A 26,107-nucleotide genomic window follows, 5' to 3' on the forward strand; every position below is an offset into this window, starting at 1 on the left:
CCGTTCCTGCAGAAGATGCTACGGGGCGGCGTCCCGCAATTGCCGGTAGCGGCGGATCAACGCATTGGTGGAGCTGTCGTGCGCCAATGCCGGCAGCTGGGCTGCGGTGAGTTCGGCGATGGTGGTCTTGGCCAGTTGCTTGCCCAGTTCCACGCCCCACTGGTCGAACGAGTCGATAGCCCAGATCACGCCCTGCACGAACACGCTGTGCTCGTACAGCGCGATCAGCGAGCCCAGCGCGAACGGTGTCAGCTCGGCCGCCAGCAAGGTGCTGCTGGGGCGGTTGCCGTCGAAGGTGCGGTGCGGCACCAGTGCCTCGGCGGTGCCTTCGGTGCGCACTTCGTCGGCGCTCTTGCCGAACGCCAGCGCCTCGCCCTGGGCAATCAGGTTGGCGATCAGCAGGTCGTGCTGGTCGCCCACCGGGTTGCGTGTCTGGCCGAAGCCGATGAAGTCGCACGGCACGATGCGCGTGCCCTGATGGATCAGCTGGTAGAACGAGTGCTGGCCGTTGGTACCCGGCTCGCCCCAGTAGATCGGGCCGGTGGCGTAATCCACCGCCTGGCCGTCGAGGGTGACGCTCTTGCCGTTGCTCTCCATCGTCAGCTGCTGCAGGTAGGCGGGGAAGCGCTTCAGGTACTGCTCGTACGGCAGCACCGCCACCGTGGCCGCGTCCAGGAAGTTGGTGTTCCAGATGCCCAGCAGGGCCATCATCACCGGCAGGTTGCGTTCGAACGGCGTGTCGCGGAAATGCACGTCCATCGCGTGGAAACCGGCCAGCATGTCGCGGAAATGCTTCGGCCCGATCGCCAGCATGGTGGACAGGCCGATCGCCGACTCCATCGAGTAGCGGCCGCCCACCCAGTCCCAGAAGCCGAACATGTTGGCGGTGTCAATACCGAACTTCGCCACTTCGTCGGCGTTGGTGGAGACCGCCACGAAGTGCTTCGCCACCGCGCTGTCATCGCCCAGCGCCTGCACTGCCCATTGCCGCGCGGCCTGCGCATTGCTCAGCGTTTCCAGCGTGGTGAAGGTTTTCGAGCAGACGATGAACAGCGTCTCGGCCGCGTCCAGGTCGCGCACGGCCTCGGCGAAATCGGTGCCGTCCACGTTGGAGACGAAGCGGAACACCATGTCGCGCTGGCTGAAGTCGCGCAGCGCCTCGTACGCCATCACCGGCCCGAGATCGGAGCCGCCGATGCCGATGCTGACCACGTTGCGGATGCGCTTGCCGGTATGGCCGCGCCAGCTGCCGTCGCGCACCTGGTCGCTGAACGCGGCCATGCGGTCGAGCACCGCGTGCACGTCGGCCACCACGTCGTGGCCGTCGAACAGGATCTGCTCGCCGGCCGGGGCGCGCAGGGCCACGTGCAGCACGGCGCGGTCTTCGGTGGTGTTGATGCGCTCGCCGGCGAACATCGCGGCGGTGCGCTGGCGCACGCCGCGGTCTTCGGCCAGCTGGCGCAGCAGGTCCATGGTGTCGGCGTTGACGCGCTGCTTGGCGTAATCGAAATACAGGCCCACGTCCTCGATCACCAGCCGCTCGCCGCGCTGCGGATCGGCGGCGAACAGCTCGCGCAGGTGGCGTGAGCCGACCTGCGCCGCGTGCTGTTTCAGCGCCAGCCATGCAGGGCTGCGGGTGAGGTCGGCGCTCATGCCTTGGCGGCGCCGAGGCTGTCCACCTTGTCCGACAGACGTCCCAGCAACTGGTGCCACGACTTCACGAACGCTTGCGCGCCATCCTGCTGCAGCTTCAGCGCCAGGGCGTCGATGTCCACGCCGGCGGCGGCGATCTTCGCCACGGTCGCGTCCGCGTCGCCGCCGTCCTCGGGCATCACGCCGTTCAGTTGGCCGTGGTCAGCCAGCGCCAGCAGGGTTTTCTCCGGCATGGTGTCGATGGTGTCGGGTGCCGCCAGGGCGCTGATGTACAGCGTGTCGGACGCGTTCGGGTCCTTGGTGCCGGTGCTGGCCACCAGCAGGCGCTGCGGCTGGGCGCCGGCGGCGGCGAGTTTCTGCCAGCGCGGCGAGGCCAGTAGCTCGCGGTAGGCGCGGTAGGTCTGCTGGATCACGGCGATGCCCAGCTTGTTGTGCAGTTCCGGCGGCAGCTGCTTGTTGCTGGCCACGTCCCAGCGGCTGACGAAGACCGACGCCACCGAGCCCACCTTCGGGTCCAGCCCGGCGGCGATGCGGCGCTCGATGCCGCGCATGTACGCCTCGGCCACGGCCAGGTACTGCTCGCGGGAGAACAGCAGGGTCACGTTGATCGGGATGCCGGCGAAAATCGCCTCCTCGATCGCCGGCACGCCCTCGGGGGTACCCGGGATCTTCACGAACAGGTTGGGGCAGTTGCCCTGGTCGTGGATCTGGCGGGCGGCCTCCAGCGAGCCGGCGGTGTCGGCGGCCAGCAGCGGGGAAACCTCCATCGACACCCAGCCGTCGACCTGGTTGGTGGCGTCGAAAACGGGCTTGAACAGCTTGGCGGCGCGGCGCAGGTCTTCCAGCGCCAGTTCGGTGAACAGCGCCTCGCCGGACAGCCCGGCCTTGGATTTGGCCTTGATACCGTCGTCGTAGGCGTCGCCTTCGGCCATCGCCGCTTCGAAGATGCTGGGGTTGGAGGTGAGGCCGGTCACCGAGAAATCGGCGATGTAGCGGGCCAGCGTGCCGTCGTCCAGCATCGTGCGGGTGATGTTGTCCAGCCACAGACTCTGGCCGAGTTCATGCAATTGTTGTGTCGCTTTCATGCGGACTCCATGGTGCCTTGTTGCGGATTGATCGGATGGGGTATTCATTATGGACGTATGGACGGCTCAACCGGATGGCAAGCTCGTCGACGGCAAACTGATGACCGCCCCGGTGGGCAGGAAACTTCCAAGCTTACGCCCGCGCAGGTCACCGATGCACGCAATGGTGATGTCGGGGGCCGGATCGATGGTGTCGCCGGCGGCATTCTCGGCGTAATGGCCCTGGCGCACGAACACGGTGGTCAGCCGGCTGCCCATGTGCTGTTTCATGCGCGCCAGCAGGTGCGGCTTGTCGTCCACCATCACGTAATGCGCGGCCGGGTAGCGCTGCTGCATGGCCACCAGCATGCGCTCCTTGTGCAGGTAGACCATGACGTGGCCGCCCAGCGCCTGCCACAGCCCGGAGCGGTGGATCTTGCGCGGCTGGAACACGATGTCGCCGTCGGACAGCAGCGCCGTGGGGCCCAGCGATTGCAGGTGTGCCACCGTTTCCAGCGCCTGCGGGTACAGCCGGTCGGCGAACGGGTAATCCAGCAGCCAGCCGGACATGCTCAGCAACTGCGGGTCGTTGTCCAGCCCGGTGCGGAAGCATTCCAGCGTGCCCAGGTAGTCGGCGTAACCCAGCTCCTCGCGGCGCTGGTCGTAGATCGTCCAGTAGCGGTCGCGCGCCGCGGCGCCGAACAGGCGCTCCAGCTCGTCGCCGAGGTCGTCGCGAAAGCGGTCGTTGTCCAGCAGGGTATTGTCCACGTCGCACAGGAAAACGACGGCCGGGGTAGCGTCTTGGGTATCGGTCAACATGGTTCGCTGGTCTCCGCTTGCGGGTCGTGCCAGCCCTCGGCGCTGGCGACGACGCCAGCGGCGGCGGCGGGCCCCCAGGTGCCCGGTTCGTAGGGCGCGACCGGGCTTTCGTGATTCAGCACGCGGTCGACCACGGCCCAGGCCGCCTCCACACATTCATCGCTGGTGAACAGCGAGTTGTCGCCGCGGATCGCGTCGCCCAGCAGCCGCTCGTACGGCGATTTCTCCGGCGTCGTGTCGTGCCGCGCCACCAGTTCCACCGGGTTGCCGCGCATCGCCTCGCCCGGCCGCTTCACCCGCGCACCCTCGGCGATCACCACCTCGGGGCTGAGCCGGAAGCGGAAGTAGTTGGATTCCGGCGCGCGGATATCGTCGAAGATCGACATCGGCGGCGTCTTCATGTCGACCATCACCTCGGTGGTGGTGATCGGCAGGTTCTTGCCCGCGCGGATGTAGAACGGCACCCCGGCCCAGCGCCAGGTGTCGATGTACAAGCGCAGCGCCACGAAGGTTTCCACGTCCGAATCCGGCGCCACGCCGTCCACGTCGCGGTAGCCGGTGAACTGGCCGCGCACCACGTCGGCCGGTTCCAGCGGGCGCATCGCGCGGAACAGGCGCAGCTTCTCGGCGTTGAGCGAGGCCGGGTCGTTGCCCACCGGCGCATCCATCGCCAGCAAGGACGTCACCTGCAGCAGGTGGTTCTGCAGCACGTCGCGGATCGCCCCCACGCTTTCATAGAACCCGCCGCGACCGTCCACGCCGAACTGCTCGGCCATGGTGATCTGCACGCTGTCCACGTAATGGTGGTTCCACACCGGCTCGAACACGGTGTTGGCGAAACGGAAATACAGCAGGTTCTGCACCGGCTCCTTGCCCAGGTAGTGGTCGATGCGGAAGATCGACGGCTCCGGAAACACCTCGTGCAGCGTGGCGTTGAGCTTGCGCGCCGAGGCCAGGTCGCGGCCGAACGGCTTCTCCACCACGATGCGCGCCTCGTCGGCGCAACCGGCCTGCTTCAGGCCCCGCGCCACCACCCCGAACAGCGCGGGCGGTATCGCCAGGTAATGCAGCGGCCGCTGCGCCTCGCCCAGCGCCTGCTTCAACAGCGTGAAGGTGGCCGGGTCGTTGTAGTCGCCATCGACGTATTGCAGTTTCGCCGCCAGTTTCGCGAACGTGGCCTCGTCCACCGTGGTGCCCTGCGCCTTGGCCGCGTGCGCAAGGCTGTCGTGCGCGCGCTGGCGCAATTGCTCCAGCGTCCAACCCGAATGCGCGATGCAGATGATCGGCAGGTCCAGCCCGTCGCGCTGGATCATCGACTGCAGCGCGGGGAAGATCTTCTTGTAGGCCAGGTCGCCAGTGGCGCCAAAGAACACGAGGGCATCCGAGCGGGAAATCGGCATAACGGGGAATCACTCCATGCGGGTGGGAAGGCAGCCGGTCAGCTGCCCGGCGCGGAAAAACGCCATCCGCCGATGGTTGCACTGTCGCGGCGGCAACTCCACTACGCAGCCTGCGCGAGGCACGGTTAAGGCGGTGCATAGGGAATGGGGAATGGGACTTGCGAAACCGCCGCTTCTGCCCCTCCCCCTGCTTGCGGGGGGGAGGCTCGAGGGGGTGACGCTTTTCGCTCCGCGTGACGAAGAGCGACCCCTCCCCAGCCCTCCCCTGCGAGCAGGGGAGGGAGCCAGTTCGGCTATGGCGTGGCGCGAAGGCGGGCGAGCCGGTGGGTTGTCCAGGCCAGCACGCTGGCAACGGCGCCGAGGATGAACGCCCACAGCGGCATGAAGATGAAAGCCAGCGCCGAGGTGGATGAGCTGGTTCTGGCGCCGCCCCAGTCGAACAGCCACGAGAGATGGAACCAGACCATGAACAGCGTGGCGACCACGGCGAACGCCACGCGTCCCCATGGCATCGCGCGGCGGCTGCGATGCCCGACCAGGAGCATGCCCAGGCCCGCCAGCATCGGCAGCGCATTCCACAGCGCGAACCCGATGGAGTCGCCGCCCTGCACATAAACGGCCAGCGCCATCGCCAGCAGGAAGGGAGCCACCAGCAGTGTTGTTTTCATGCGTGTCTTCCGATGGTATTGGCGTGAATCAACACGTCCAGTAAGTGCGGTTCACCAGGTCGACCACTTCCGGCCCCTCGCTGCAGCCACCGGCCTCGGGGGTGGTGCTGTCCGACGCCGCCGTGCCGATGACCCACTGCCTGATCGCCACGTTCCACATCAAGGTGCCTTCGGCCACCACGCCGTGCGGAAAGATGCGGGCCTTGCCCGGGTTGATCAGCACGATGTGGTGGCCGCGGATTTTCGCCGTGAGGGAGATGCTGGGCAGGTCGGGCTGCTCCGCGAACCGGTGCCGGAACGTGTACTGGCCGGACGCTATCGGCAGCGGTGGCGCCGAACCCGCGACAGCGGCAGACATCGCGAAAAATACGAGGACGAAAAGCGGTTTGCGCTTCGTGCCGATCCTGTCGTGCCGTGTCATGAGCAAATCCTCAGCGGTGTTCGGCCCACAACTCGGGATGGTGCGTCGGAGAAAAACAATGCCTGCTGTCGATCGGTGGTTCCAGCAGCGCGCCCGCCAACGGCGTCAGCAGCGACTCCAGCTCGATCGAGGCCTGCAGCGAACGCGGCGTGACGCTGTATGTTTCCGCGTCGGTGACGCCGATGAGAACGCGGTCGTCGAACGTGTCGATATGGGGCGCTTGCCCCTGTGCCCGGGCCGTGGCGAGCAGTTGTTCGCCGAGCTCGCGCGTAAACGCATCCGGTGCCAGTGCCACCACAAACTCGTCCTCGATGATGGAGTGGCCGCCGTAGTGACGGTAGTAACGAAAAAACTTCAGCAGGCGTGCCCACTCGACCAGCGTCGAGCGCGCAGGCGGTGGCGGGCGCGTCCATGATTCGCTCATGTCACGCGTCCTGATCCGCCGCTTGCGGTGCGCTGAGGCCCTTGCTGTAGAACCCGGAGGGATCGAAGCAGCAGACGCGTCGCTGTCCGCCGCCGAGCTTGTCGCAGGCCTCATCCACCCGCTTCTGCCGCGTTTTTGCCTGCTTGGCCGATTCGATCCAGTGAATCCAGTCCACCCGCGCCAGCGTCGTGGTGCCGTCCCAAACCGTTCGCGCCTCCGGGCACGCGGCCAGTGCGTCGCGCAGGTCGGATGGCAACTCGGGCTCCGGCTCCTGCGTCACCGGATCGATCCGCACCGTGACTGTCTCGCCCACCTGCACGCCAGCGACCTTGCGCAACGCCTCGTCCACCTTCAGCCAGTGGCTCAGCTGCCCGTCCGGCTCCAGCGTGGCCTGAAAGGCGTGGCCGTTGAGGTGGCCATCCACCGTGGTCCTGCCGCGTCGCGGAAGCCGATCGCTGGCGGCTTTGGGCAATACCAGGAACGCCCATGACGCCTTGCCGACCTTGGCGGGGCCAAGCAGCCTGGCCTTGAACGTGGGTTTTCCGGCGGCGTCAGTCATGGGATCGCCCTGCGGGTATCGATGGGGTTGGCTGATGATCGGCGTCGGCACGACGAAGCTCACGCCCCGATTCCGACAGGACCGTGATCGCGGACCGGGTGAACAGGACCGCGATGGCGATACCCACCACCATGTCGGGCCACCCCGAGTGCGTCAGCAACACGCCACCGGCCGCGGCGATGACCGACAGGTTGGCAATCAGGTCATTGCGCGAGCACAACCACACCGAGCTCATGTTGATGTCGTCGGTGCGATGGCGCCACAGCAGGGCGAAACACACACCATTGGCCAGCAACGCCAACAAGCCCATGGCGCCCATCGCCTCGAAAGCGGGAACCTGCGGTACCAGCAGCCGGTAGACCACCTGGCCAAACGCCGCCAGCGCAAACGCGGCCATGATGAGACCCTTGATCCGGGCCGCGAGCGCCTTCGTCCGCAGACTTTCCGTTACCGCGTAAAGGCTGAAACCGTAGACCAGCGCATCGCCGAGCATGTCCAGCGAGTCCGAGACCAGGGCCACCGACCCCGCTGCCCATCCCGCGGCGAATTCGGCGAAAAACATCGCCGCGTTGATCAGCAACACGATCTTCAGCGTCGATGTCTGCCGGCGACGCAGTGCGTCGAGCTGGCATGCCTTGCTGGAGCAGCAATCACTCATGGGGTCTCCGTTTCGGACCGGTGATGGAGCCTGCCGGCGACAAACAAGACGATAGCCAGCAGCGCGAACAAGCCTGCCGGTACCGCGAGCACCGCGTCCTGTGCGTGATGCACGACCAGCTCCTGCGGGTCGAGGTAGCGGCCTTCCTCATTGAACAAGCCGCGGTAGCGCCAGTAAAGCGCGTAGTAGAAAAAGCCGAACAGCACCGCCGCCATGGCGCATGCGCAGGACGCGCCAAGCAGCAGCCGCGACGGAAGGCGTGGTCGGTGCATCAATGTCGAAACCGCGTCGGCCGGCAACGCATCAACGATGGCCTTCGACGTACCTGACGAAATTGTCCAGGATGGCCTGCCAGCCCTGGCGCTGCATCTCGGCCGGATTGTCCGTTTCCGCGTCGAAAGTGACGCGCACCATGATCCCTTCCGGAACCGCCACGAACTCGACCAGGGCCACCCGGTCGCCAAACGTGTATTCGATCAAGGCGTGCGGCTCGACCCGGGTATAGGTGCCGGCGAAGTCGAAGCCCACGCTGCCGTCCTTCGCCTCCATGCGCGACGAGAATTCGCCGCCCACGCGCAGGTCGACGTTGGCGCGGGTGGTGTGCCAGTCGTCGGACGCGGCGTTCCACTGCCTGATGTCCTGCGGCGTGGTGTAGGCCGCCCACACCCTGGCGATGGGCGCGTGGGCGAGGGCGTCAACGGTGATCTTCATGTTGTGGTTCCTGCTCGCTGCGGTCGGGCGCGGGCTACCGAGGCTAGAACATGCCGAGCTGGTTTGGGGAATCCCGCGGGATTTCCTGGGCCACGTCCCACATCTCGACAATCCTGCCTTGCTCGAAGCGAAGGATGTGGACCACGGCGTACTCCAGATCGACCTGCGCGCGGCGCAGGTGCGACATCACCGCGACGCGATCGGCCGACTCAATCGTCTGCCGCACGGTGAACGACTTGTTCGGCTCGGACTGCGCGCTTTGCTCCATCGCGGTCAGCAGGGCATCGCGATCGCCGGGGAAATACGCATTGTGGTGCCGGAAGTTTTCGGCGACGTGGCGGTCGTAGGCTTCCCGCACCTTTCCGGATGCGCACAGGGACAGAAACTCGGTGGCGATATCGGCTTTGCTGGCCACAGCCTGCTCCTCGTTGTCAGGTAGGGAACGCTACGCGCTTCCGGGTATTCAGCCTGAACGCCGCGCCGGATGCGTGAACCTGCAGCTAATGCCTCATTGCCCCGGCGGCGCGGCCACCACGGTATTTTGATCCTGCATGATCAACCACCGCGTACCGCGTTTGGCCAGGATAAACGTGCGTATGTGCTGCTCGTTCACGTGCCTTATGCCGTCCGGGCTGGTGAACGTGCTCATGCGGCTGGTCACGGTCGCGACCGCGGCGTCCTTGCCCGCAAACCGTACGTCCAGCTGCTCTATGTTGTCCGACACGCCCTTGAGAAAGCTGCCGTGCACCTGATGCAGCTCCTTCAGAACCTGTGCGCGGCCGCGGGTCCTGCCGCCATACGGGTTGATGTGGTTCCAGTCGTCGGTGGTGAAATCGGCCGCATGGTCGAACCCGTGGGCGTTGAAGGCCGCATAGAAGGCCTGCACCGTCTGCCGCACGGCGGCTTCGGCATTCGGGGGTTGTGCCGAGGTCGCCATGGACACGGCCAGCAAGACGATTCCGGCGATCAGCGCTTTCATGGTGCCTCCGTGGCTCAGTGGCCAGACGTTGCAGCGAAGCGGCGGCGAGCCGCCCATCGCACGGAGACTACGCCAGCGCGCGCTCGACTTCCTGCTGAATCCGGTTGATGAGCTCCGCCAGCTCGGGCCGGTCGCCGTACATGTCCAGCTCCCGCGTGGCGATCAGCCCCATGGAGAACGGGCCGGGGCGATCCGGGCCGGGTTGGCCGGACGCCAATGCCACGCACCAGCGCAACTGCCGGGCGATGCTCTGCGCCGGCGCCCAGCCCTGCGCCGCGAGCGGTTCGATCTGCTCCAGGGCCGACCGGGCCATCGTCAACAGCGGCTCGTGCGTGGCCGGCGTCATGCTTGCGGTACGTCGCGTCCGTTGCGGGTATACGGCAGCGCAAACAGGTACAGGCCGGTAAACAGCTGCAGGAAAAGCGGCGGCAGCGGTGCGTAGGTCAGCCATGGCGATGGCTCGCCCGGCGCCAGCGCACGGGCGATGAAGTTGGCGGCCACGGCTGCCGTGAAAACGATGGACAGCCAGCGATGGCTCTGCCGCATCCAGCCGCCCCGTTTCATTGCGCCTCCCGCGACGGCGAGCTTTCGATCATCTTCCACCCATTGCCGGAAGGGTCGCGGAAGCCGGCGTCCACGGTGCCGTAGCGATCCACCGGCTCCTGCATGAACTCAACCCCGCTGGCGCTCATGCGCTCGTAGGCCGCACGGCAGTCATCCACCACCAGCACCAGCGGCGGCATCGCGCCCTTGGCCACGGCCTCGCACAGTGCCTGCGCGGTGGCTGCGTCGTGCATCGGCGGCCCCGGCTTGAACAGGCCGAGCTGGAACGAGGGTTGCTCCGGGTGCTGCACCGTGAGCCACCGGTAGTCGCCGTTGCGGGCATCCGTGTGCACGCGAAAACCCAGTTTGTCGACGTAGAACGCCAGTGCCTCGTCCTGATCGCGCACGTACACGCCCGCTACATTTATGCCTTGATTCATGGAGCCTCCGTTGGTTGGATCCCTGTTTTACCGTCTGCCTCCCGCCGCCGCTTCTCCGAAACTGCGGTCTTGAGATCCGGCCGATGCGCGGCACGCACCAGGCATTCGGGCGCCTCATCCCGCCCGTGCGGGGCTGGCCGCTCGCGGGCGCGAAGTTCGCCGGGGCTCTCGCCGGTGATGTCGCGAAAAATGCGCCCGAACGTGCCGAGGCTGTTCCAGCCGGTCCGGTACGCGACCTCGGTAACGGGCAGGTCGGTATCGCGCAGCAAGGCGATGGCGCGCTCGATGCGGCGCGTAAGCAGGTAGCGATGCGGCGGCACGCCGAAGGCCTGGCCAAACTGGCGCGCAAAGTGCGCTTCGGACACCGCGCTCACCTGCGCCAGCCGGCTGATCGGCCACGGCTCATGGGGCGCGGCGTCCATCCGGTCCTTCGCGCGCAGCAACCGCCGCAATAGTTCGGGACTCTGACTCATCGTGTCTCCGTGCCCGGTGCCGGAGTCGCGCGGCGCAGGCCTTTCCGCGCGTTACACCGACATGCCCATGATGTTGTCGTCGTAGCTCTGCCCGCCGACGTCGAACTGGCGGCTGCCCAGTTTGCCGAAACCCACCCGCTCATAAAACCCGATCGCGGCCGCATTGCCCGCATAGACGCCAAGCAACAGGCGCGCGGCGTGGCTGGCGCGTGCATGCGCCAGGGCTTCGGCCACCAGCTTCTTTCCCGTGCCGCCACCCTGGAATTTGCCCAGCATGTAGATGCGCTTGATCTCCCGATCCCGCGGGGAGAGATCGGGCAGGGGCAACCGCGCCGGCGCCACCACCATGAAGCCGACCGGCGCACGGCCCTGCTGCGTCTCGACCAGCCACAGCTGGTAATCGGGATCGGCCAGCCAGTCCCGATACAACGCCACCGCATGGGCGTTGGCGCAGTGGGCGACGATGTCCGGGCCGGCCAGCAGGCCCGCAAAGGTTTCGAGGAACGTGGCCTGTCCCACAAGCGCAAGCGCGTGCTCGTCGCCGGGCAGGCAGGGTCTGATCAGTGTCTCGGGCGGCATAGGTTTCCAGCGGTGTCGGACGATACGGTGAGCAGCCGTGAACCGGCCTGCCCGGGATCAGGGTCGGGCCCCGTTGCGCTAATGACGCCTGGCCCGAGCCATGCGGGAAGCACCGATGGCGATGAAAGCGGCCGCGATTCCGTAGAAGGCGACCTGCGCGCCGAGATACGCCGCCAGAAAGAACGCGCAACCGGCTGCCATGAAGAGGTAGCCACTCCGTTTTGCACCGCTCATGTCGTTCTCCTGTTGAATGCCCGCAACCTGGGTTGGGACGGGCAAAGCCACCGGTGCCTCACGTTCGGCCCGACGCAATGATGGCCGGCACCTACGACGGGAACGTATCGAAACCCGGCGCCAATGCCAGGTCACGGTCCCAGGTGGCCCTGCTCGCCATGAAAACATGGGCATCGGGGACGACGGGAGACAGCGTATCCAGACTGCCCGCGGGAACCACCAGCATCCCCGGTGAGGCGAAGGGTAGCGCCGAGCCACAGACCGAACAAAAGCACCGCAGGTGCCGCGTCTGTGGCAGGTTGAAGGTGTTCACCTGTTCCCGCCCGGAGAGCCACTCAAGCGTAGCTGTCGACGAGAAAAGATTGGCGGCGTGCGCCGAACCGGTGTCCTTGCGGCAATACGCGCAATGGCAGAGATAAAAGCGCTCGAACGTACCGGTCACCTTGAAGTGCACGGCACCGCAAAGGCACGACCCACGATGTTCTGCTTGCATGGAAACCTCCAGTGCATGAAATGCCGCACATCACCACCTCCACGCCGGCCGAGCGGCCAAGGCCGCTTGATGTTCTCGATCACGAACGTGGCGCCGCTTTGGCTTTCAATGACGGCCCGGCCCGGCCCGGTTGTGGCTTGGGGCGAATAGTGAAGCGATCACCTGAGGCCTCGCTATGCCGCCGGCTTCAACCTCAGGGACAGCAGCAACAGCAAGACAGAAGCCAGTGCGGTTGCGCCACCGCCCAGCCAACGATGCAGCACCAGGGAGAGGGCGATCACGGGGATGAACCACAGCGCTACCGACGCGAACCTCACCCCGAGCGTGACGCCCTCACCGCAGTGGGGACAGATCTTGCGTTTTCCGAAGCGGTTCATCTCTTTCGAGAACACGCTGATCGAGGTGTTGCAGTGAGGACATTTCATCAGGGACCTGCTCCGTGTGGTCTGGGATGTGGATGGGCACGCCGAGTCCTGCCGCCACGGCGAGCAGCCATACAGAGCGCGTTGATCTCTCCGCTTTGCCCAGTGCTGCGATCAATGTGTGGCGAGTCGCCGATTGAATGAGCTGTTGGCGCGCAGCAGCAGCACGAGCGCGACAACCGCAAACAGGTTCAGGCCGATGAAGAGCTCGGCGGCTTCATCGCCGAAGAAGAACTGGCCATTGGCACCCAGGTTGACGCTCAAGCCCAGTGGAACGCTGCCCGTGCCAAGTTGCACGGTCGGTGAAAGTTCGGCGCCCGTGAACCATTGATACCGGATGCCTTGCAGCGAGAACATCGGGATCTGCGACGCAAACAGAATCGGCGCCCAACGCCGACCGTAAGGTGTGCCCTGCCACAAGCGGATGCCGGTGAAGGCTGCCCACGCGAAAAGTGCGGCAAGCCCAGCCAGTGGAACGAGCAGCAACCAACCCTGTGGAAGAAGCTTGAGACCCAGGATCATGACCATGGCGACACCGACGCTGCCGCCGGCCACGAGCATGACGCTGAAAAACCGTGTGGTCTTGTTGAATTGGCTCACGAAAGATTCCCCTGTGCACTACAACCCTGAGATCAGCCATGCCCGTCCGGTGATGGCCGCCCGAATGAACGGTCAGGCGGCAACAGTCACCCATGCAATAGCCGCAAGCGCCGCCATCACGGCCGCCACCAACCACTTCGCCGGCACCGTGATTTCGCCGGCGGACAACGGCTCCCATACCAGCGACTCCTTCCATGCCGAATCACCTTGGGCATATTTTTCAAATACGTCCTGGATCACGTCGAGCGGCAACGATTTGTTGCTGGCTTGAAAATGAGACGCCTCATCGCCGTCCCGATACTCCAGCACAAACCCGCTCGAGCCGGAGCCGGAGGTCTGGACATAAACCTGATCAGCGCGCGCCAGGATCGCGAACGAATTCGATTTTCCATCGAGAGAGGAGAGAGCCTGCGCGATTTGCCCGGAAGACGGGTTGGTCAGCGTCGTTCCGTGCTCTGTTTCCAGACGTAATGTCGTCATGCTCTACCGCCTGATAACCGAATTGAACCGATCCGCGAAGCGGCTTCGTCTGGACGAACATCATGCGTGAAGGTAGCTGGCGAATTGACGCCGTGCAACGGCTGCCGCAACGAACTGGAATCCCCCCCGGGAGTGGTTGGCTTTCACCGCTGCATGCCAATGATTTGTCGCCATGCGCCACGCAGCCGGAAAGCAGTACGCCACGTGCGCTGCAACGGGCGACAAACGGCTTCGATGTTGCTGCCATCCTGATCCGGAACGAAAGCGGCGTAATAACCGGGCGGGCCCTGGCGGATGTCCCGACATCCAGGAGCACCTTTTGTCGCCGCCGCCAGCAAACGCTGTCATGTGGAATGCATCGACCACGTCGCGGCTTTGCGTGCGATTCAGGGCAACAGTTCCTTGACCGTTTTGCCCGTGGCATCCAGAACGGAAATGCTGGACTCGCCGTTCTCCGCGACCTTCATGACGATACGCTTGTTGCCGGTGCCATCGAGCAGCGCCAATGAGGCTTCGCCATCATCGCCGCGCCCGAGCCAGATCCTGCGGCGAACGTCGTTGCCCGACGGGCTGTCGGAGATCGCCAGCCCGGCGAAGCGGTCTTCCGAATCATCGACGCCAAGCAGTTGCACCACCTGGTTTGCTTCATAGCGATCGAATGAAAGACTGCCGCCGGAATCACGCACCTTTCCGTCCTTGTCTTTTCTGCCGCCGAAGATCAGCCCGCCAATCTCGGAGCCCTCGTCATTGAGAAAGATGAGACCGGCCTGGGGTCGATCCAGCGGTTTCTCCTTGCCATGTACCAACACGCCGGGCAGCTTCGCGTGGTTGGAAATAATCAGCCGTGGCGTGCCATCCGGTTCGACAATGTTGATGCGTTGAACCGTTATCTCATCGGCCGTGATGGCACGCTTTCCAGCGCCATAAGCCAGGCCACCCAGCAGCAAAACAGTCAGCAGGCCGGCGTATACGGAAAGAAATCCATTTGCTTTCGACATGGGCGTTTCCTGGTGTGGGTGCAGGGTGCAGCGAACCGTTGGGTGACATCACTGGCGTACATAGCGCAAATGGGTGGCGGCCGAACCGTCAAGAATGCGGTCGATGCGAAACGCCGGACCGGGCTCGTGCAGGTTCTCGAACAGGCGTCGGCCGCTGCCGAACAACACGGGCGCCAATGCGATCTCCAGTTCGTCGATCACACCCAGGTTGAGGTATTGCTGGATCACATCCGCGCCGCCCGAAACCCGGATGTCGCGGTTGCCCGCGGATTCCCTGGCCAATTCCAGTGCACGCTGCGGCCCGTCGTTGACGAAGTGGAACGTCGTGCCGCCGGGGCGCACCCACGGCTCGCGCTTCTCGTGGGTAAGCACGTAGACCGGCGTGTGGAACGGTGCCTCCTCCGGCCAGGCGATCTCGCCCTGGTCGAACATCCGCTTGCCCATGATGTTGGCCCCGCTGCGCTCGGCAGTCTGGCGAACCAGATCATTGACCGGGCCGGTTTCTCCCCCATCGAGCTTCAGCAGCTTCTCGCGAAAGTACTGCTGGTTGAGTATCCAGGCCATCATCGCGCCCCATTTGGCGCCCCAGCCCTTGTACTCGGGCCTGCCCATGGTCATCCCTTCCGGCGCCATGTAGCCATCGAGACTGAGTCCGATATTGACGAAAACCTTGCTCATGATTTCCTCGCGCTATCGACGCGTTGCTCAGGCACCCGGGCCCACCGGCGGGTACTTCCGGAACTCGGGCGTGCGCTCCATGCGGGCGGACAGCGCCACCAGGCCCGGATACTTCTCCGCCACCACGATCGACGCCAGCATGGACTGCGTGAACTGCCAGACGACCGCGGTGGTGATGCCGGCCTGACGGCGTGGCTCCACGAAAACAGGCTGACGTGTCTGCACCTCGCGCTCCAGGGCGGCACAGGCTTCCAGCAGTTGCCCCTGCACCCGCTCCACCCACGGCTCGTACTGCGCGGACGGCGGCCGCAGCTTGCGCTCGTAGACGATCTGCACACTCTTCTCGCAAGCCGCCAGCGCCAAGCTGACGGCGCGCATCTCGTGCTGCATGCGCGTGGCGTCGCCGAGACTCCACAGCGAATCGCCGCCGCTCCGGGTCGCTTCGACGAACTGCAGGATCAGCGAGGAATCCATCAACACCTCGCCGTCATCGCACACCAGCGTCGGCGCCTTCACGACGGGATTGATGCGCTGAAACTCCTCGTACGTGCTGAATACCGAGATCGCGTCGTGCGCGAATGAAATGCCCAGGCATTCCAGCGAAATGGCGACGCGCCGCACATAAGGCGAATCCAGCATGCCGATCAGTCGCATCACTTTTCCTCCAGAGGGGATGACGCCGGCGTCGCGTCCGGCAGGTTGGTGCGGTCGCCGGCCGTCGTGGGTGACGATATGACGAGGAACACCACGTCGGCGTCCGAACGGTTGGCGAAACGGTGCCGCGTGCCCGGCGGCACATGCAGCCCCTGGCCGGCGGCGAACGTCACCGCCTCATGCTCGAACTCCATCGTCGCCGTGCCCGAAAGCACGTAGAAGAACTGGCGTGCCTGCGAATGAAAATGCGACGTCTCGCTCGCCCCCGGCGGTACGCGCTCCTGGATCACGCTGAGCGTGGGGTCCTTGAGCAGGTGCCAGCCATCGCAGACGCCGCCCCATGTGTAGTGCTCCGCGGTATCGATGTCTGAAATTCGATGATCCATGATGCGATCCAGCGTGGGAGTTGATCGGCGGCGAAGCCATCCGCTACGGCGCGGCATAGATATCCGGTACATAGCGCTCCATGAGCGTCTGCGGATGTGCAGGTGCCGTAAACCCGAACCGGGCGTACAGCCCATGCGCATCTCCGGTGGCGAGAGTGAACCGGCGCAGGCCCTGAAGTTGCGGGTGGGCAAAGACCGCGCCCATGAGCGCCTTGCTGTAGCCCTTGCCGCGATGTTCCGGCAGAACGAAAACGTCCACCAGATTGGCGAACGTGGCGTAGTCGGATATGACGCGGGCAAACGCGACCTGCCGCTTGCCGAGAAAGCCGCCAAAACAAAGTGAGTTGGCAACGGCCCGCTCGACCACGGCGAAAGGAATGGCTTTGGCCCAGTAAGTCTGCTCGGAGAGAAAGCGATGGATGAGCTGGAGATCCAGCTCGGCCGCTTCTGTGGTGATCCGGAGTTCTTCCATAGGGCGAAAATACTTGAGGGGTTGATGCCTGGATCAAGTCGCGCGAAGGAACGCGAGCTTGAGTGACTCGTCAGCGCTGGCCCAGATCAAGCGCCAGATGGTGGCAATTCAACTGCAGTCCCTTGCGCAGATACAACCGGTGCGCCGCATGCCGGGTATAGCCCGTGTCCAGGTGCACGCCCTGGCAGTCGTTGGCCCTGGCGTGCGCCACCATCCAGTCCATGAGCGCGCCGGCAAAGCCCTGTGACGTGGCCCCGGGCAGGGTCGTCAGGTCGTCTACGTAGAGGACTTTTTTTTCCCCACGCCAGGAACTCCGCGAACCGAAAGCCGGCGGCGCTCTGAACCTTGCCGCCATGCTTCAACGCCACGATCTGGTAGGACTGCGCCTGCTGCCGACGTACCTGGGACAGGAACGCCTGCTCCTGAAGGTGCGGCCGCAGAGCACTGAAGGCGGCAAAGCACGACAGGATGTCCTCATCCGAATGGGCCACGAAGATGTCGCCGGTCATGTGAAATCCTTCATGCGGTGCCCGATGCCGGAGTGAAAGACGGCGCAGTCCGTCGGAACGAATCGTCAGGTGTGCATCTTGCGGAACGCCCACCAGCCGAACCCGCCCAGCGCCAGAACCCACAGCGTAACAATGAAAACCGCCATGACGCGACTCGTTGGCCGGGTGGCCGCGGCCAGCGCCCGCTCGCTTGCGGCGGCCATTACGTCGGCGGGAATGAGGCGAAGCACCAGCGCCAATCCGAGCGGCACGATGATCAGGTCATCCAGGTAACCCAGCACCGGAATGAAGTCCGGGATGAGGTCGATGGGGCTGAGTGCATAGGCCGCCACCACCAGCGCCAGCAGCCGGACAAACCACGGCGTGCGCGGATCGCGGGCGGCGTAATACACCACCGTGGTCTGATGCTTGAGGCGCTTCGCCCATTGCCTGATCGGCATCACGACCGCGCATGCCGAGTCGTTCGCGACACTCTGGCCAACCCGGACAGACGCGGACCCCGATGCGTCACCACAGCCATCGCGCCAACCGCATCAGGGTGTCGCAGATCCAGCCAAAGACGTCCGGGGCAAGGCGAGGGAAGGCGAACGACAGGGCGGCGAACCCGACGATGGCTGCGACCAGCGCCGACAGCGGCAACACGGTGTCCGAGATGGGCGCGATCTGGTTGTTGATGATCAGCCAGATCAGGCCCATGAGCGGCACCGAGAACAGACACGACGCGACGGCGGCTATAGCGCGTCCGCCAAGCGTGAGATCCGAATCGGTGCCTCGACGTACCCGGGTGTTCGACATGCGAGTGGATGCTGAAGTTGAGCGGAGGCGGAGCCGGCGCCGGCGCAAGCCCGCGCAAGCGCGTTGTCAGCCGTCGTTGAGCAACCGGCAGCTGCCACCGCCGATGGTACCTGCTGACCAGGAGCCGGTACCGGAAGCATCGAGCGAGGCAAGGAAAGACAGCTCGGGTGTCACCGCGAAGGAAATCCGGCCGCCTGAATCGCCGATGGTGAAGTCCGCCTTGAACTCCACATGCTTGAAACTCTGCAGAAAGGTTGCGATCGATGACGTGTTGGGGGATGGCAGCGCCATGAGCACGACGTCACGCGTATCCATGGCAAACACGGCCTCGCTGCCGGCCACGAGCAGGAAGCCCCGATCCCGGTTTTCGTGGTCGCGTAACACGATGGTTGGCATGGACGGCTGACACCCGGGTAAAGCTGCCTGAGTTACGCCGCGTCAAGAAGTGGCGGCAGCGTGAACGCCGCTGTCGATGATAGTGCGTATACCGCGGCTACCCGGGCTTGAGAATGGCCACGAGAACGACGTGGAGGCAGAAGAACGCCAGGGTAGTGAAAAGGCATGCGTCACTCACGAGACTATTCATGTGTCTTGAGGCTCAAGTGAAGCTTCGGGCGGAGCGTATCCGCTAGTCCCCCTGGATGATTGTCAGACGCCAGCGCTCTTGCCCAGCGCCGCCTCGATCACGCGCTCGACGGGTGCCAGGTTGGCGACAAACTCGGGCGGGAGTCCATGGCGTTGGACGATGGCTGCCGCCGAGGTGAAGCACACGACAACCCGCCCCGGCACGGCCTCGCTGACAAGCACCTTGAGCGGCAGATCAACGCCCACTTGCGGATTGATGAGCATGAGCGGTGTACCCGCCTGAGGGTTGCCGAAGATCACCAGAGTCGTCGGCGGCATTGCCAACCCGGCCGCACTGGCCTCGGCCTGCTGATCAATGACCGCGAAAACCTTGATGCTCTTCGCGGCAAACGCAGCAAGCAAACGCCGAACCGTGTCGGAGAAGGTGTACGGACTTTCGAGAGTGACAACGCTGGATGATGACATGGGTCTGTGGGTACCTAGTGTTTGAATCAGGCCTGCCGCGAAATGGCATCGCCTTGAACGAATGGTCAGGCATCAGCGTGCTCTTCCGCTCGCAACGCGCAAAGCAGGGCGTAGCCCTCCGGCCATGGGCCAAACCCGCTGGACGCATTGATGTGCCCCGCACCCTGCAAAAGCACGAAGCGGCTGCGCCAGGCGTCGGCGTACTGGCGGGCTCGCGTCGGCTCTATATACCGATCATCGGCGCTTGCGACGACGATCGAGGGAAAAGGAAGCGGCAGCAGCGGGACGGGGCCGAAACCGACAGGGCCCGGCGGGTAATTGGCACCGTCAGGATCACTCGGGGCTACAAGAAGAGCGCCACAGACTCGCTCCAACTGCGGCGATGACGCCGAGGCGGCCCAATGGGCCACCAATGCACAGGCTGAACTATGCGCAGCGAGAACGACCGGGCCATTGCGTTGCCCCACCACATGGTCGAGGCGGTCAACCCAATCCCGGCAACGAGGCGTCTCCCAGTCATTTTGTATCACCCGCTCGCATGAAGAATCCTGACGCTCCCAATGGCTCTGCCAGTGGTCAGGGCCGGAGTTGCCAAGGCCTGGCAGGATCAGTACAGGATGCATGCTTCTCGCCTTTGATGATGTCGGGTTTGATGTTCGGCGCCGGAGTTGAGCACCGCCTTGCGCGAAATGTCAGGTCGCGCCTGCAGGCCAGTTCAGGAACTTGCCCGTGCCGGCGCCATCCCGGCGGCGTATGTGCAAGTCCTCAAGAGCATGCGCTGGAAAGAGCCGCGCATTGATGCCGCGCCGATCGCGTTTTGCGTCGCGAGGCACCCAGTGCGTGACGCAGCCGCAGGTACGGCACCGATGAAAATCGACATTGTGCCCAGCCCATGCATAGGTGTCGGTCAGCGAGCTGTCCGGCACGGAGATGACGTCGCCGGCCGCGTAGTAGGACCAGAGCACGCCGTAACTGTGGCAGAGCGAGCAGTTGCATTCGGTCACTTCCGTCGGAAAGTGCGCAACGGCTATCTGGACGGCGCTGCAATGACAGGAGGCGATCATTTTCATGGGCATGATGACTGGTGGTTCGGGTGGTCAGATCGAGACGTGTAGTGGAGCAGGGCGCAGGGCAAGCCGCATCCACCGGGTGCTTTGCAGAACGAGGAGGCTCCGGCTCGAGCGTATTGTCAGCCCACGCTCGCGCGCACCTGAAAGACGTTGCCCTCCGGATCGCAGGCATTGCGAACCACGAAGCCGGGCCCTTGCCATTGCTCCGGAAACACGTTCCCGCCCAGGGCTCGCGCTGATTCCTCAGCACCCGAAAGACTGGGGACGGTACAGAAAAACTTGATGGCGACATTGTCGCGCAGCCGCGGCGGGCGGGTGATCGCCACTTGCGACGCAATGTCCCCAGGCATCGCGTGAACGACGATCTGCAGATCCGGCGAGCAAAGCACGATCATCTGATCAGTGCGATGAGCGACTGTCATGCCCAGGACGGATTGGTAAAAGTCCGAAAGGCTTTCCGGATGCTTGGCGTAGATGAAAATGCCGGCGCGAGCGGGTGAGGGCACGATGACTCCACGGTGCGAGTTTCATTGGTGGCGAAGGTCTTGCAAGACCCAATCCCTGAATCAAGCCGCACCGCATAGCGGCGCCGGCCTGAATGAATGGTCAGCCCGGTCGCGGCGCGAACATGATGATCGACATGCCCAGCAGGCAGAACCCGACACCGATGAAGTCCGCAACGGAAGGTTTGACGGAATCCACGGCCCAGAGCCAGAGCAGCGCCATGCTGATGTACACGCCACCGTATGCCGCATACACGCGGCCGGCAGCTTGGGGATGGAGAGTGAGAAGCCACGCAAATGCGGCCAGACTCAGCGCGGCGGGCACAAGCAGCCACGCCGAGTGGCCCTGCTTCAGCCACAGATAGGGCAGATAGCAGCCGATGATCTCAGCCAACGCGGTGAGCGCGAACAGGCCCAGGGTTTTGGAGAGCTGGAAGAGCATCAGTATCTCGCTGGCATTCCCGGCAGCAGCCCCAGGGAAGCGAGCTGCGGCTCAACCTTCTTCATGGCAACACCGGCAGCACCGATCATTGGGTGGTTCCCGTTGAATGACGAGAAAGTGTAAGCACCATCCAGCGTCCGAAATCAGCAGTGTGCACAGCGCATCCGCTGCATTGACTTGCTAGCTTGCCCGCTGGCCATTCTCGCCGCCATTCAGGGTGAGCGCAGACGGCCAGATGATGGCTTGCGCAACGATAACTCTCTCGCCATCGAAAGTTGCAGCAGGCGAACCGTAAAGCCGATAACCCAGCGCCAAAGCCTCGCTGACCCTGTGACAGAACCTGGCGTCATCCGGGCCGGTGAGGATGCGATAGGTTGGCAACCCCTCGGGCGGTTGCTCCGTAACTTTCCGGGGCGGCATGTAGTTGACCTTGGCAGGTTGGAAGGAATTCCTGACAGGCTAACGTAGAGCCGAGTTGCGTACCAAGGCAGTCAAACCAAGCCGCCGTGGCGCATCAGCTTGAGCGCCGGGTCACGCCGCACTCGCCGGCCCTTGCAGCAGCGCCATTTGTACGCCCTCGTAAAACGTGTCGTCAAAGCGCAACGCGCACGGTGTTCGAGCTTCGATGCGAAACCCCACCTTCTCGTAGAGGCGGATCGCGGCCCGGTTGTCCGCGCGGGCCTCCAGCGTGACGCGAAAGATCCCCTTCTGTTCGGCATGCGCCAGCGTTGCCCGGAGCAGGCGTTCGCCGATGCCGCGGCCGCGATACTCCGCGCGAACCCCCATGCCAAGGCTGCCGACATGGGCGATGGCGTAAGCCCAGTGGGAGAACACATCGCACCATCCGATGACCATGCCGTTCTCGACGGCGACATACTGCGCGGCATCGGTGGCTACCGACTCGGCGACAAACTGTTCGATCCGCTCGATGGGCAAAGCCTCGACCTGGGCAAGAAATCGGCGCTCCCGAGCGACCGAATCCAGGCATTCTCGATAGCTACGTGCGTCGGCGAACTGAATTTTGCGGACTTCCAACGTCATGGCAAAAGTGGTGACTACGGTTCCCGGATGGTAGCGAGGTGAGGGCTGCGGCAACCGACAAGGCCGGGCAAAAGCTCCGCATCCCAAGCGCGACGAAGTGTTTTCCTCAGACGCCTGACGCCTGAATCAAGCCGACCCGCCAAGCGGATTCGGCTTGAATGACTTGCTAGACCGCAAATGAGCGCATGCGGCGCGCAGGCAAAGCGAGCCAACAAGAAACAAAGCCAGTACAAGGAGCCTTACTTTTCATCAGACGATTCTTTGGCGGGCACGGCAATCGATTTTCGCTTATGAGCGTCAATCATGGCGCCTAGGAAAAAGCCGAAGATCATTCCAAGCGCCAGCTTGCCGAGAAGTATTCCGATAAACGTTCCGAGGATCGTTCCCACAACAATCCAGTGGCCGGGTCTATAGGGCTTTTTAGTTGGTTGCATGGGGGTTTCCTTATCTGCGGTCCAACGCCTGAATTAAGCCGCGCCGCGAAGCGGCGTCGGCTTGAATGACTTGCTAGGCCCCGCTTGTGACCGCCCGGAGATGATTTTTTGAATCCAGTCATTGTAATGGCTCAAGCGAACATTACAGCTGATCTGACCATACCGCCCGGGTGTCCTAATAGTACTTTGAGGGTCTGACCATGACGTCAGTCCGGCCAACAGCCAACCTTCTTTGGTCTGGATAAGGACTGGCCCGCCGCTATCACCGCTTCCAGACCCGCCCTCAAGTGGCAGGGCATCAGACGGCTTGTCGAAGATGTAGCAGAGCCAGCGGTCATCGGCGCTGGTGACCTTGTTGTACGCGCGGCGAAGCTCGGTGCGGTGGGAATCACCGAATTCGTACCCGGTGGCACCGTTGCCGGTGGCACCTTTCCCCAAGATCTTGACGATCTGGCCGAACTCGTCATCCCCCTTGTTGATTGCGGCGGGAGCGACATCAGCAACGGGCTTCGTCAATTCGAGAAGTGCAACGTCGTCCGAAGAAGCAAGCAGCACTCGGAACAACGTCCAGTCCCACGTTGCTAGTGCCTGATCGAGCAGCTTCTGCGACGGCATTTTGTGCCCCGGATGCATTACCAGACGTTCGACATCTCTAGGTATCCCGTTAATGGTGACCTGCTTGATTTGAGCCTGCCAGGCGACGGCATGTGCGGCGGTGACGACCCAGCGTGGCGCAATCAGTACGCCATGCCCCTCGCCGGGGAGGTCGACGAGTGCGGGGAACTCGGATGCCGGAACCCGATACTTCGAGTCATCGACATCATCGCGAATGACGATCGCGCTTGCACTGAAGGACACAGCGAGCAGTGCCAACAACAAGAGCCGGGACATTGCGATTCCTTCGGAAACGTTTCAAGGGGGCTAACGCTTGAGTTGAGCGGCGGCGAAGCCGTCCGCCTCGAACGGGTGGTTAGGCAGCCTGTGGCTCACCTGAGCTGCCCTGTGACTGCCGCAACAAGCAACGTACCGCCGACGCACGCGATGAAGATACACAGCGCCTTCAAGCATTTGCGACGATACCGCAAGCCATCGTCTGTGAGCATGGTATCGCCGAGTAGCACGTTGGCAGGGTTCCACAACGTGTCGCGACCCCGGAGATTGACGCTCGGACGCGCGTGACGTATGGCCTTGATGGCGTAGAGGACACATGCAAACAAGGCGATGAGGGGCCGTTGACCTACTGCGGCAAAAGCCACGAGTGCCACACCTGCAAGAACTGGGACATTCCTGTCTCCGTGCCTACGTTCAAACTCAGCCGCCGGCCTGCCGCCGCACAGCGGAGGCGTGCCGGTCGGCTGGATCGCCCTGTCGGGCGTCGCCTCATGTCCCTTTTACGTAACCCATTGCTTCAACAATGCGTCCGCCACAAACCCGCATCAAATTGATGCCGCGGATCGAACTGGCGTCGTCTGTGCCCCAGCAGTAACGCCACCTGATAACCGCCCGTTCACCGACGACAAACACCTCTTCGCGCACGAACCGGGCACTCGTCGAACTGGCGAGGCCTTGCCAGTTCGCCAGGCACGCAGCCTTGCCAAGGAGGCGGGCACCGTTTGGGGCGGGGTTGGTATTCTCAATGACGCAATCATCAGCCACGAGATCTTCCATGGCTTGTGGATCGTGACGGTCGAACGCCTCGTGAAACTTGCGGATGACGTCCCTTGTCTCGCTCGCCGCATTATTTGCAGACCCCAGAATCGCGATCTGATCCGGGGCGAGGGATGGATAGTTCATAAACTTTCTCCTTGAACGGGAATTGCGATGCCCGACACCTGAATTCAGCGGCCGCGCGGAGCGGGTTAGGCTTCAGTTGTCAGGCGTCACTCCGCACCGCTGGCTCAGTCAATCCTGTCCGGTTATCCGGCCTTCAAAGGCCCGGCGACCTTGTAAGTACTGAGGATGACGCCGGAAGGCATGGCTTCCGAGCCGAGGAGCTCGAATGAGCATGCCGGGGTTCTCTCCGCAAGGAGGCGCTTCCCCCTGCCCAACAGGACCGGATAGACGATCAGCAGGACCTCATCCGCAAGCCCATGCTCGAGCACCGGCGACGCAAGCGTGGAGCTACCCCAGAGAATCAGGTCCGGGCCGTCCTGCGACTTGATGCGGCGAACACTTTCGACAATGTCCGGTCCCAAGCCCTCGAACGGGCCCCATTCAAGGCTCTCCGGACGGTGGGTAGCGACATGTTTTGTTGCCGCATTGAGGCCGTCCGCCATCGGACTGCTCGGTGCCTTTGGCCAAAAGCCCGACCAGATATCGTAGGTGCGACGACCAAGCAGCAAATCGAAGCGCGCGCCCAGCGCGGCCGTGAGTGCGTCCAGGCCGGCGGGGGTTCGATAGGGCGTGGTCCAGTTGCTGTAAGGGAAATCGCCGTCATCGGCGGAATGCTGGATCACGCCGTCCAGCGAGATGTGTTCGATGATTCTGAGCTTTCTCATTTGGCTCTCCGGGTTCTGGAATTCTGCGACACCGATGTACGGGCGACTCGGCTTGCGACCATACGACGAACCACAGTCGAGACTTTCGACAGTTCGAGGTGCTGGCTAACCCGGACAACTTCGAGCAGAGGCTGGACGGCCCGTGCGGCCTACCGCCCGAGTTCAGCTGCAAAGAATTCAAACAGGAGGGCGCGCGCGGCGCGCACAATCAATAGCGATCCTTTGTCAGCTGCAACGATCGTCAGACGCCGGGCGATTGGACATGTGCGGGTGAGCCCAGAATATGGACTCACTGCGCGAGCGGAATATCGCGTTCAGGCTGGGACACACGTCAGCTGAATCGCGTCCCTGCCAACGCGATCGCAGGCCACAATGCGGGTGTTGGGTCGGACGCCGGCAAAGTACGGCTTTCCCCCGCCCAGCACGAACGGCCGGAAGTAGAGACGATATTCGTCGATCGAGCCGAGATCGGTGAGGCTCCGCCGCCAGGGTGGGCCCGGCGACGTCGATCCCACCGTCGACGTCCTCCTTCAGTCTGCGCACAAACGCGTCGCCGTTCTCGGCGACGAGTGTCGCGTTCGGGCCGACCGATTTCGGCTTACGTGAGACGACCCATTTCGGCTACGCCTGCCATGCCGCGGACGTGATCGTTGAAATGAAGGCCACGTGCGGCGCCAGGGAGGAGGCAATGTCAGTCGCCCCGCGGCGTCATCGACGTATCCGTCGAGGGATTGCATCATGCCGAAAACGAGCTTGCCCATGCCTTCAGCCTCCGCATGGATGTCCGACGGGGTTTCTCGCGGTAATCGGACCTCAACGGCGAGAGATCGCACCCGCGAACAACACCCGCAGGCTGGCCGGAAGCGAAACGAAGAAACGATGCTTATTGCGAAGCCTGGTTGCGACGCTGGCGCTGACTTGGCAACAACTCCGAAAAGCTCTTGAAGCCTAACGCTT

At 63.8% G+C, this 26,107-nt stretch carries 43 protein-coding genes and 1 pseudogene; all 44 read right to left on the minus strand.

The annotated features are described in order from the left end of the window. Positions 1–18 precede the first annotated feature (18 nt). Positions 19–1,653: a glucose-6-phosphate isomerase gene (gene pgi / locus ASD68_RS12440; RefSeq protein WP_056607216.1), complete on the minus strand. Its 1,635-nt coding sequence runs from the start codon at positions 1,651–1,653 to the stop codon at positions 19–21. Continuing rightward, positions 1,650–2,738, minus strand: coding sequence for a transaldolase (gene tal, locus ASD68_RS12445; RefSeq protein ID WP_056607218.1), 1,089 nt, complete (start codon positions 2,736–2,738; stop codon positions 1,650–1,652). Before tal ends, pgi begins: the two co-directional genes overlap by 4 nt. 66 nt (positions 2,739–2,804) lie before the next feature. After that, entirely contained in the window at positions 2,805–3,536 is a 732-nt protein-coding gene (locus tag ASD68_RS12450) for an HAD family hydrolase (protein WP_056607220.1), read from the minus strand. Further along, positions 3,530–4,936, minus strand: a complete 1,407-nt coding sequence (gene zwf / locus ASD68_RS12455) for a glucose-6-phosphate dehydrogenase (RefSeq protein WP_056607224.1) — start codon at positions 4,934–4,936, stop codon at positions 3,530–3,532. Before zwf ends, ASD68_RS12450 begins: the two co-directional genes overlap by 7 nt. A gap of 293 nt (positions 4,937–5,229) precedes the next feature. Continuing rightward, complete coding sequence (locus ASD68_RS12460; RefSeq protein WP_056607226.1) at positions 5,230–5,604, minus strand: hypothetical protein; 375 nt, start codon at positions 5,602–5,604, stop codon at positions 5,230–5,232. A gap of 28 nt (positions 5,605–5,632) precedes the next feature. Continuing rightward, entirely contained in the window at positions 5,633–5,962 is a 330-nt protein-coding gene (locus ASD68_RS12465) for a hypothetical protein (RefSeq protein WP_156458392.1), read from the minus strand. 73 nt (positions 5,963–6,035) lie between these two features. After that, positions 6,036–6,449 (minus strand): hypothetical protein, encoded by a 414-nt coding sequence (locus ASD68_RS12470; RefSeq protein WP_056607228.1) that lies wholly within the window; start codon positions 6,447–6,449, stop codon positions 6,036–6,038. Between the two features lies 1 nt (position 6,450). Beyond that, a complete protein-coding gene (locus ASD68_RS12475) occupies positions 6,451–7,008 on the minus strand; it encodes a YdeI/OmpD-associated family protein (protein ID WP_056607230.1) in 558 nt (185 codons plus the stop codon). Then, positions 7,001–7,666, minus strand: coding sequence for a cation transporter (locus ASD68_RS12480; RefSeq protein WP_056607232.1), 666 nt, complete (start codon positions 7,664–7,666; stop codon positions 7,001–7,003). Before ASD68_RS12480 ends, ASD68_RS12475 begins: the two co-directional genes overlap by 8 nt. Further along, positions 7,663–7,881, minus strand: coding sequence for a hypothetical protein (locus ASD68_RS12485; protein ID WP_056607234.1), 219 nt, complete (start codon positions 7,879–7,881; stop codon positions 7,663–7,665). The genes ASD68_RS12480 and ASD68_RS12485 overlap by 4 nt, the downstream gene beginning before the upstream one ends. A gap of 88 nt (positions 7,882–7,969) precedes the next feature. Then, the gene (locus ASD68_RS12490; protein ID WP_056607235.1) at positions 7,970–8,377 is read right to left on the minus strand and encodes an SRPBCC family protein; all 408 of its coding nucleotides are present in this window, start codon (positions 8,375–8,377) and stop codon (positions 7,970–7,972) included. Between the two features lie 43 nt (positions 8,378–8,420). After that, complete coding sequence (locus tag ASD68_RS12495) at positions 8,421–8,792, minus strand: nuclear transport factor 2 family protein (RefSeq protein ID WP_056607239.1); 372 nt, start codon at positions 8,790–8,792, stop codon at positions 8,421–8,423. 93 nt (positions 8,793–8,885) lie between these two features. Beyond that, a complete protein-coding gene (locus tag ASD68_RS12500) occupies positions 8,886–9,356 on the minus strand; it encodes an SgcJ/EcaC family oxidoreductase (protein ID WP_056607241.1) in 471 nt (156 codons plus the stop codon). A gap of 67 nt (positions 9,357–9,423) precedes the next feature. Further along, positions 9,424–9,702: a hypothetical protein gene (locus ASD68_RS12505; protein WP_056607242.1), complete on the minus strand. Its 279-nt coding sequence runs from the start codon at positions 9,700–9,702 to the stop codon at positions 9,424–9,426. Then, complete coding sequence (locus ASD68_RS12510; RefSeq protein ID WP_056607244.1) at positions 9,699–9,920, minus strand: hypothetical protein; 222 nt, start codon at positions 9,918–9,920, stop codon at positions 9,699–9,701. Before ASD68_RS12510 ends, ASD68_RS12505 begins: the two co-directional genes overlap by 4 nt. After that, the gene (locus ASD68_RS12515; RefSeq protein ID WP_056083735.1) at positions 9,917–10,339 is read right to left on the minus strand and encodes a VOC family protein; all 423 of its coding nucleotides are present in this window, start codon (positions 10,337–10,339) and stop codon (positions 9,917–9,919) included. The genes ASD68_RS12510 and ASD68_RS12515 overlap by 4 nt, the downstream gene beginning before the upstream one ends. Then, a complete protein-coding gene (locus tag ASD68_RS12520) occupies positions 10,336–10,812 on the minus strand; it encodes an AraC family transcriptional regulator (RefSeq protein ID WP_056083738.1) in 477 nt (158 codons plus the stop codon). Before ASD68_RS12520 ends, ASD68_RS12515 begins: the two co-directional genes overlap by 4 nt. Before the next feature lie 51 nt (positions 10,813–10,863). After that, a complete protein-coding gene (locus ASD68_RS12525; protein WP_056607246.1) occupies positions 10,864–11,391 on the minus strand; it encodes a GNAT family N-acetyltransferase in 528 nt (175 codons plus the stop codon). A gap of 78 nt (positions 11,392–11,469) precedes the next feature. Beyond that, positions 11,470–11,625 (minus strand): hypothetical protein, encoded by a 156-nt coding sequence (locus tag ASD68_RS17130; RefSeq protein ID WP_200945385.1) that lies wholly within the window; start codon positions 11,623–11,625, stop codon positions 11,470–11,472. A gap of 91 nt (positions 11,626–11,716) precedes the next feature. Then, on the minus strand, positions 11,717–12,118 hold the full coding sequence (locus ASD68_RS12535; protein ID WP_056607249.1) for a GFA family protein: 402 nt from the start codon (positions 12,116–12,118) through the stop codon (positions 11,717–11,719). A 173-nt stretch (positions 12,119–12,291) separates the two neighbouring features. Beyond that, entirely contained in the window at positions 12,292–12,543 is a 252-nt protein-coding gene (locus ASD68_RS12540) for a hypothetical protein (protein WP_056607251.1), read from the minus strand. Positions 12,544–12,654: 111 nt separating this feature from the next. Further along, positions 12,655–13,140 carry a hypothetical protein gene (locus ASD68_RS12545; protein ID WP_056607253.1) on the minus strand — a complete coding sequence of 162 codons (486 nt, stop codon included), beginning with the start codon at positions 13,138–13,140 and terminating at the stop codon, positions 12,655–12,657. Positions 13,141–13,212: 72 nt separating this feature from the next. Then, positions 13,213–13,620, minus strand: coding sequence for a hypothetical protein (locus ASD68_RS12550; RefSeq protein ID WP_056607257.1), 408 nt, complete (start codon positions 13,618–13,620; stop codon positions 13,213–13,215). Between the two features lie 143 nt (positions 13,621–13,763). Beyond that, positions 13,764–13,995 (minus strand): annotated as a pseudogene (locus tag ASD68_RS17300) (hypothetical protein); the annotation flags it as partial. Between the two features lie 11 nt (positions 13,996–14,006). Then, the gene (locus ASD68_RS12555; RefSeq protein WP_056607259.1) at positions 14,007–14,618 is read right to left on the minus strand and encodes a hypothetical protein; all 612 of its coding nucleotides are present in this window, start codon (positions 14,616–14,618) and stop codon (positions 14,007–14,009) included. A 48-nt stretch (positions 14,619–14,666) separates the two neighbouring features. After that, on the minus strand, positions 14,667–15,296 hold the full coding sequence (locus tag ASD68_RS12560; RefSeq protein ID WP_056607261.1) for a dihydrofolate reductase family protein: 630 nt from the start codon (positions 15,294–15,296) through the stop codon (positions 14,667–14,669). Positions 15,297–15,323: 27 nt separating this feature from the next. Further along, positions 15,324–15,950: a glutathione S-transferase gene (locus tag ASD68_RS12565; protein WP_056607263.1), complete on the minus strand. Its 627-nt coding sequence runs from the start codon at positions 15,948–15,950 to the stop codon at positions 15,324–15,326. Further along, a complete protein-coding gene (locus tag ASD68_RS12570) occupies positions 15,950–16,336 on the minus strand; it encodes a cupin domain-containing protein (RefSeq protein WP_056607266.1) in 387 nt (128 codons plus the stop codon). The genes ASD68_RS12565 and ASD68_RS12570 overlap by 1 nt, the downstream gene beginning before the upstream one ends. 43 nt (positions 16,337–16,379) lie before the next feature. Then, entirely contained in the window at positions 16,380–16,808 is a 429-nt protein-coding gene (locus ASD68_RS12575) for a GNAT family N-acetyltransferase (RefSeq protein ID WP_056607269.1), read from the minus strand. Positions 16,809–16,878: 70 nt separating this feature from the next. Continuing rightward, on the minus strand, positions 16,879–17,163 hold the full coding sequence (locus ASD68_RS17305; RefSeq protein WP_235578730.1) for a GNAT family N-acetyltransferase: 285 nt from the start codon (positions 17,161–17,163) through the stop codon (positions 16,879–16,881). Between the two features lie 219 nt (positions 17,164–17,382). Then, positions 17,383–17,757 (minus strand): YkvA family protein, encoded by a 375-nt coding sequence (locus ASD68_RS12585; protein ID WP_056607272.1) that lies wholly within the window; start codon positions 17,755–17,757, stop codon positions 17,383–17,385. Between the two features lie 67 nt (positions 17,758–17,824). Next, on the minus strand, positions 17,825–18,112 hold the full coding sequence (locus ASD68_RS12590; protein WP_156458393.1) for a hypothetical protein: 288 nt from the start codon (positions 18,110–18,112) through the stop codon (positions 17,825–17,827). A 66-nt stretch (positions 18,113–18,178) separates the two neighbouring features. Beyond that, positions 18,179–18,508, minus strand: a complete 330-nt coding sequence (locus ASD68_RS12595; RefSeq protein WP_056607278.1) for a hypothetical protein — start codon at positions 18,506–18,508, stop codon at positions 18,179–18,181. Positions 18,509–18,760: 252 nt separating this feature from the next. Continuing rightward, complete coding sequence (locus tag ASD68_RS12600) at positions 18,761–19,162, minus strand: DUF302 domain-containing protein (protein ID WP_056607280.1); 402 nt, start codon at positions 19,160–19,162, stop codon at positions 18,761–18,763. 65 nt (positions 19,163–19,227) lie between these two features. Further along, on the minus strand, positions 19,228–19,785 hold the full coding sequence (locus ASD68_RS16655) for an alpha/beta hydrolase (RefSeq protein ID WP_082546054.1): 558 nt from the start codon (positions 19,783–19,785) through the stop codon (positions 19,228–19,230). 69 nt (positions 19,786–19,854) lie between these two features. Beyond that, positions 19,855–20,232 (minus strand): hypothetical protein, encoded by a 378-nt coding sequence (locus tag ASD68_RS12610; RefSeq protein WP_056607284.1) that lies wholly within the window; start codon positions 20,230–20,232, stop codon positions 19,855–19,857. A gap of 119 nt (positions 20,233–20,351) precedes the next feature. Beyond that, entirely contained in the window at positions 20,352–20,738 is a 387-nt protein-coding gene (locus ASD68_RS12615) for a VOC family protein (protein WP_056607286.1), read from the minus strand. A 100-nt stretch (positions 20,739–20,838) separates the two neighbouring features. Beyond that, entirely contained in the window at positions 20,839–21,177 is a 339-nt protein-coding gene (locus ASD68_RS12620) for a YnfA family protein (RefSeq protein WP_056607288.1), read from the minus strand. Positions 21,178–21,357: 180 nt separating this feature from the next. Beyond that, positions 21,358–21,597, minus strand: a complete 240-nt coding sequence (locus ASD68_RS12625) for a DUF1737 domain-containing protein (RefSeq protein ID WP_056607290.1) — start codon at positions 21,595–21,597, stop codon at positions 21,358–21,360. Between the two features lie 111 nt (positions 21,598–21,708). After that, positions 21,709–22,218 carry a GNAT family N-acetyltransferase gene (locus ASD68_RS12630; RefSeq protein WP_056607292.1) on the minus strand — a complete coding sequence of 170 codons (510 nt, stop codon included), beginning with the start codon at positions 22,216–22,218 and terminating at the stop codon, positions 21,709–21,711. Between the two features lie 239 nt (positions 22,219–22,457). Continuing rightward, positions 22,458–22,652, minus strand: coding sequence for a hypothetical protein (locus ASD68_RS12635; RefSeq protein ID WP_056607294.1), 195 nt, complete (start codon positions 22,650–22,652; stop codon positions 22,458–22,460). A 33-nt stretch (positions 22,653–22,685) separates the two neighbouring features. Further along, on the minus strand, positions 22,686–23,543 hold the full coding sequence (locus ASD68_RS12640; RefSeq protein WP_082546055.1) for a trypsin-like serine protease: 858 nt from the start codon (positions 23,541–23,543) through the stop codon (positions 22,686–22,688). A 489-nt stretch (positions 23,544–24,032) separates the two neighbouring features. Then, positions 24,033–24,446 carry a nuclear transport factor 2 family protein gene (locus ASD68_RS12650; protein ID WP_056607298.1) on the minus strand — a complete coding sequence of 138 codons (414 nt, stop codon included), beginning with the start codon at positions 24,444–24,446 and terminating at the stop codon, positions 24,033–24,035. 122 nt (positions 24,447–24,568) lie between these two features. After that, positions 24,569–25,150: a dihydrofolate reductase family protein gene (locus ASD68_RS12655; protein WP_056607300.1), complete on the minus strand. Its 582-nt coding sequence runs from the start codon at positions 25,148–25,150 to the stop codon at positions 24,569–24,571. Between the last annotated feature and the right edge of the window lie 957 nt (positions 25,151–26,107).

The sequence above is a fragment of the Rhodanobacter sp. Root627 genome, assembly GCF_001427835.1.
GTDB lineage: Bacteria > Pseudomonadota > Gammaproteobacteria > Xanthomonadales > Rhodanobacteraceae > Rhodanobacter > Rhodanobacter ginsenosidimutans.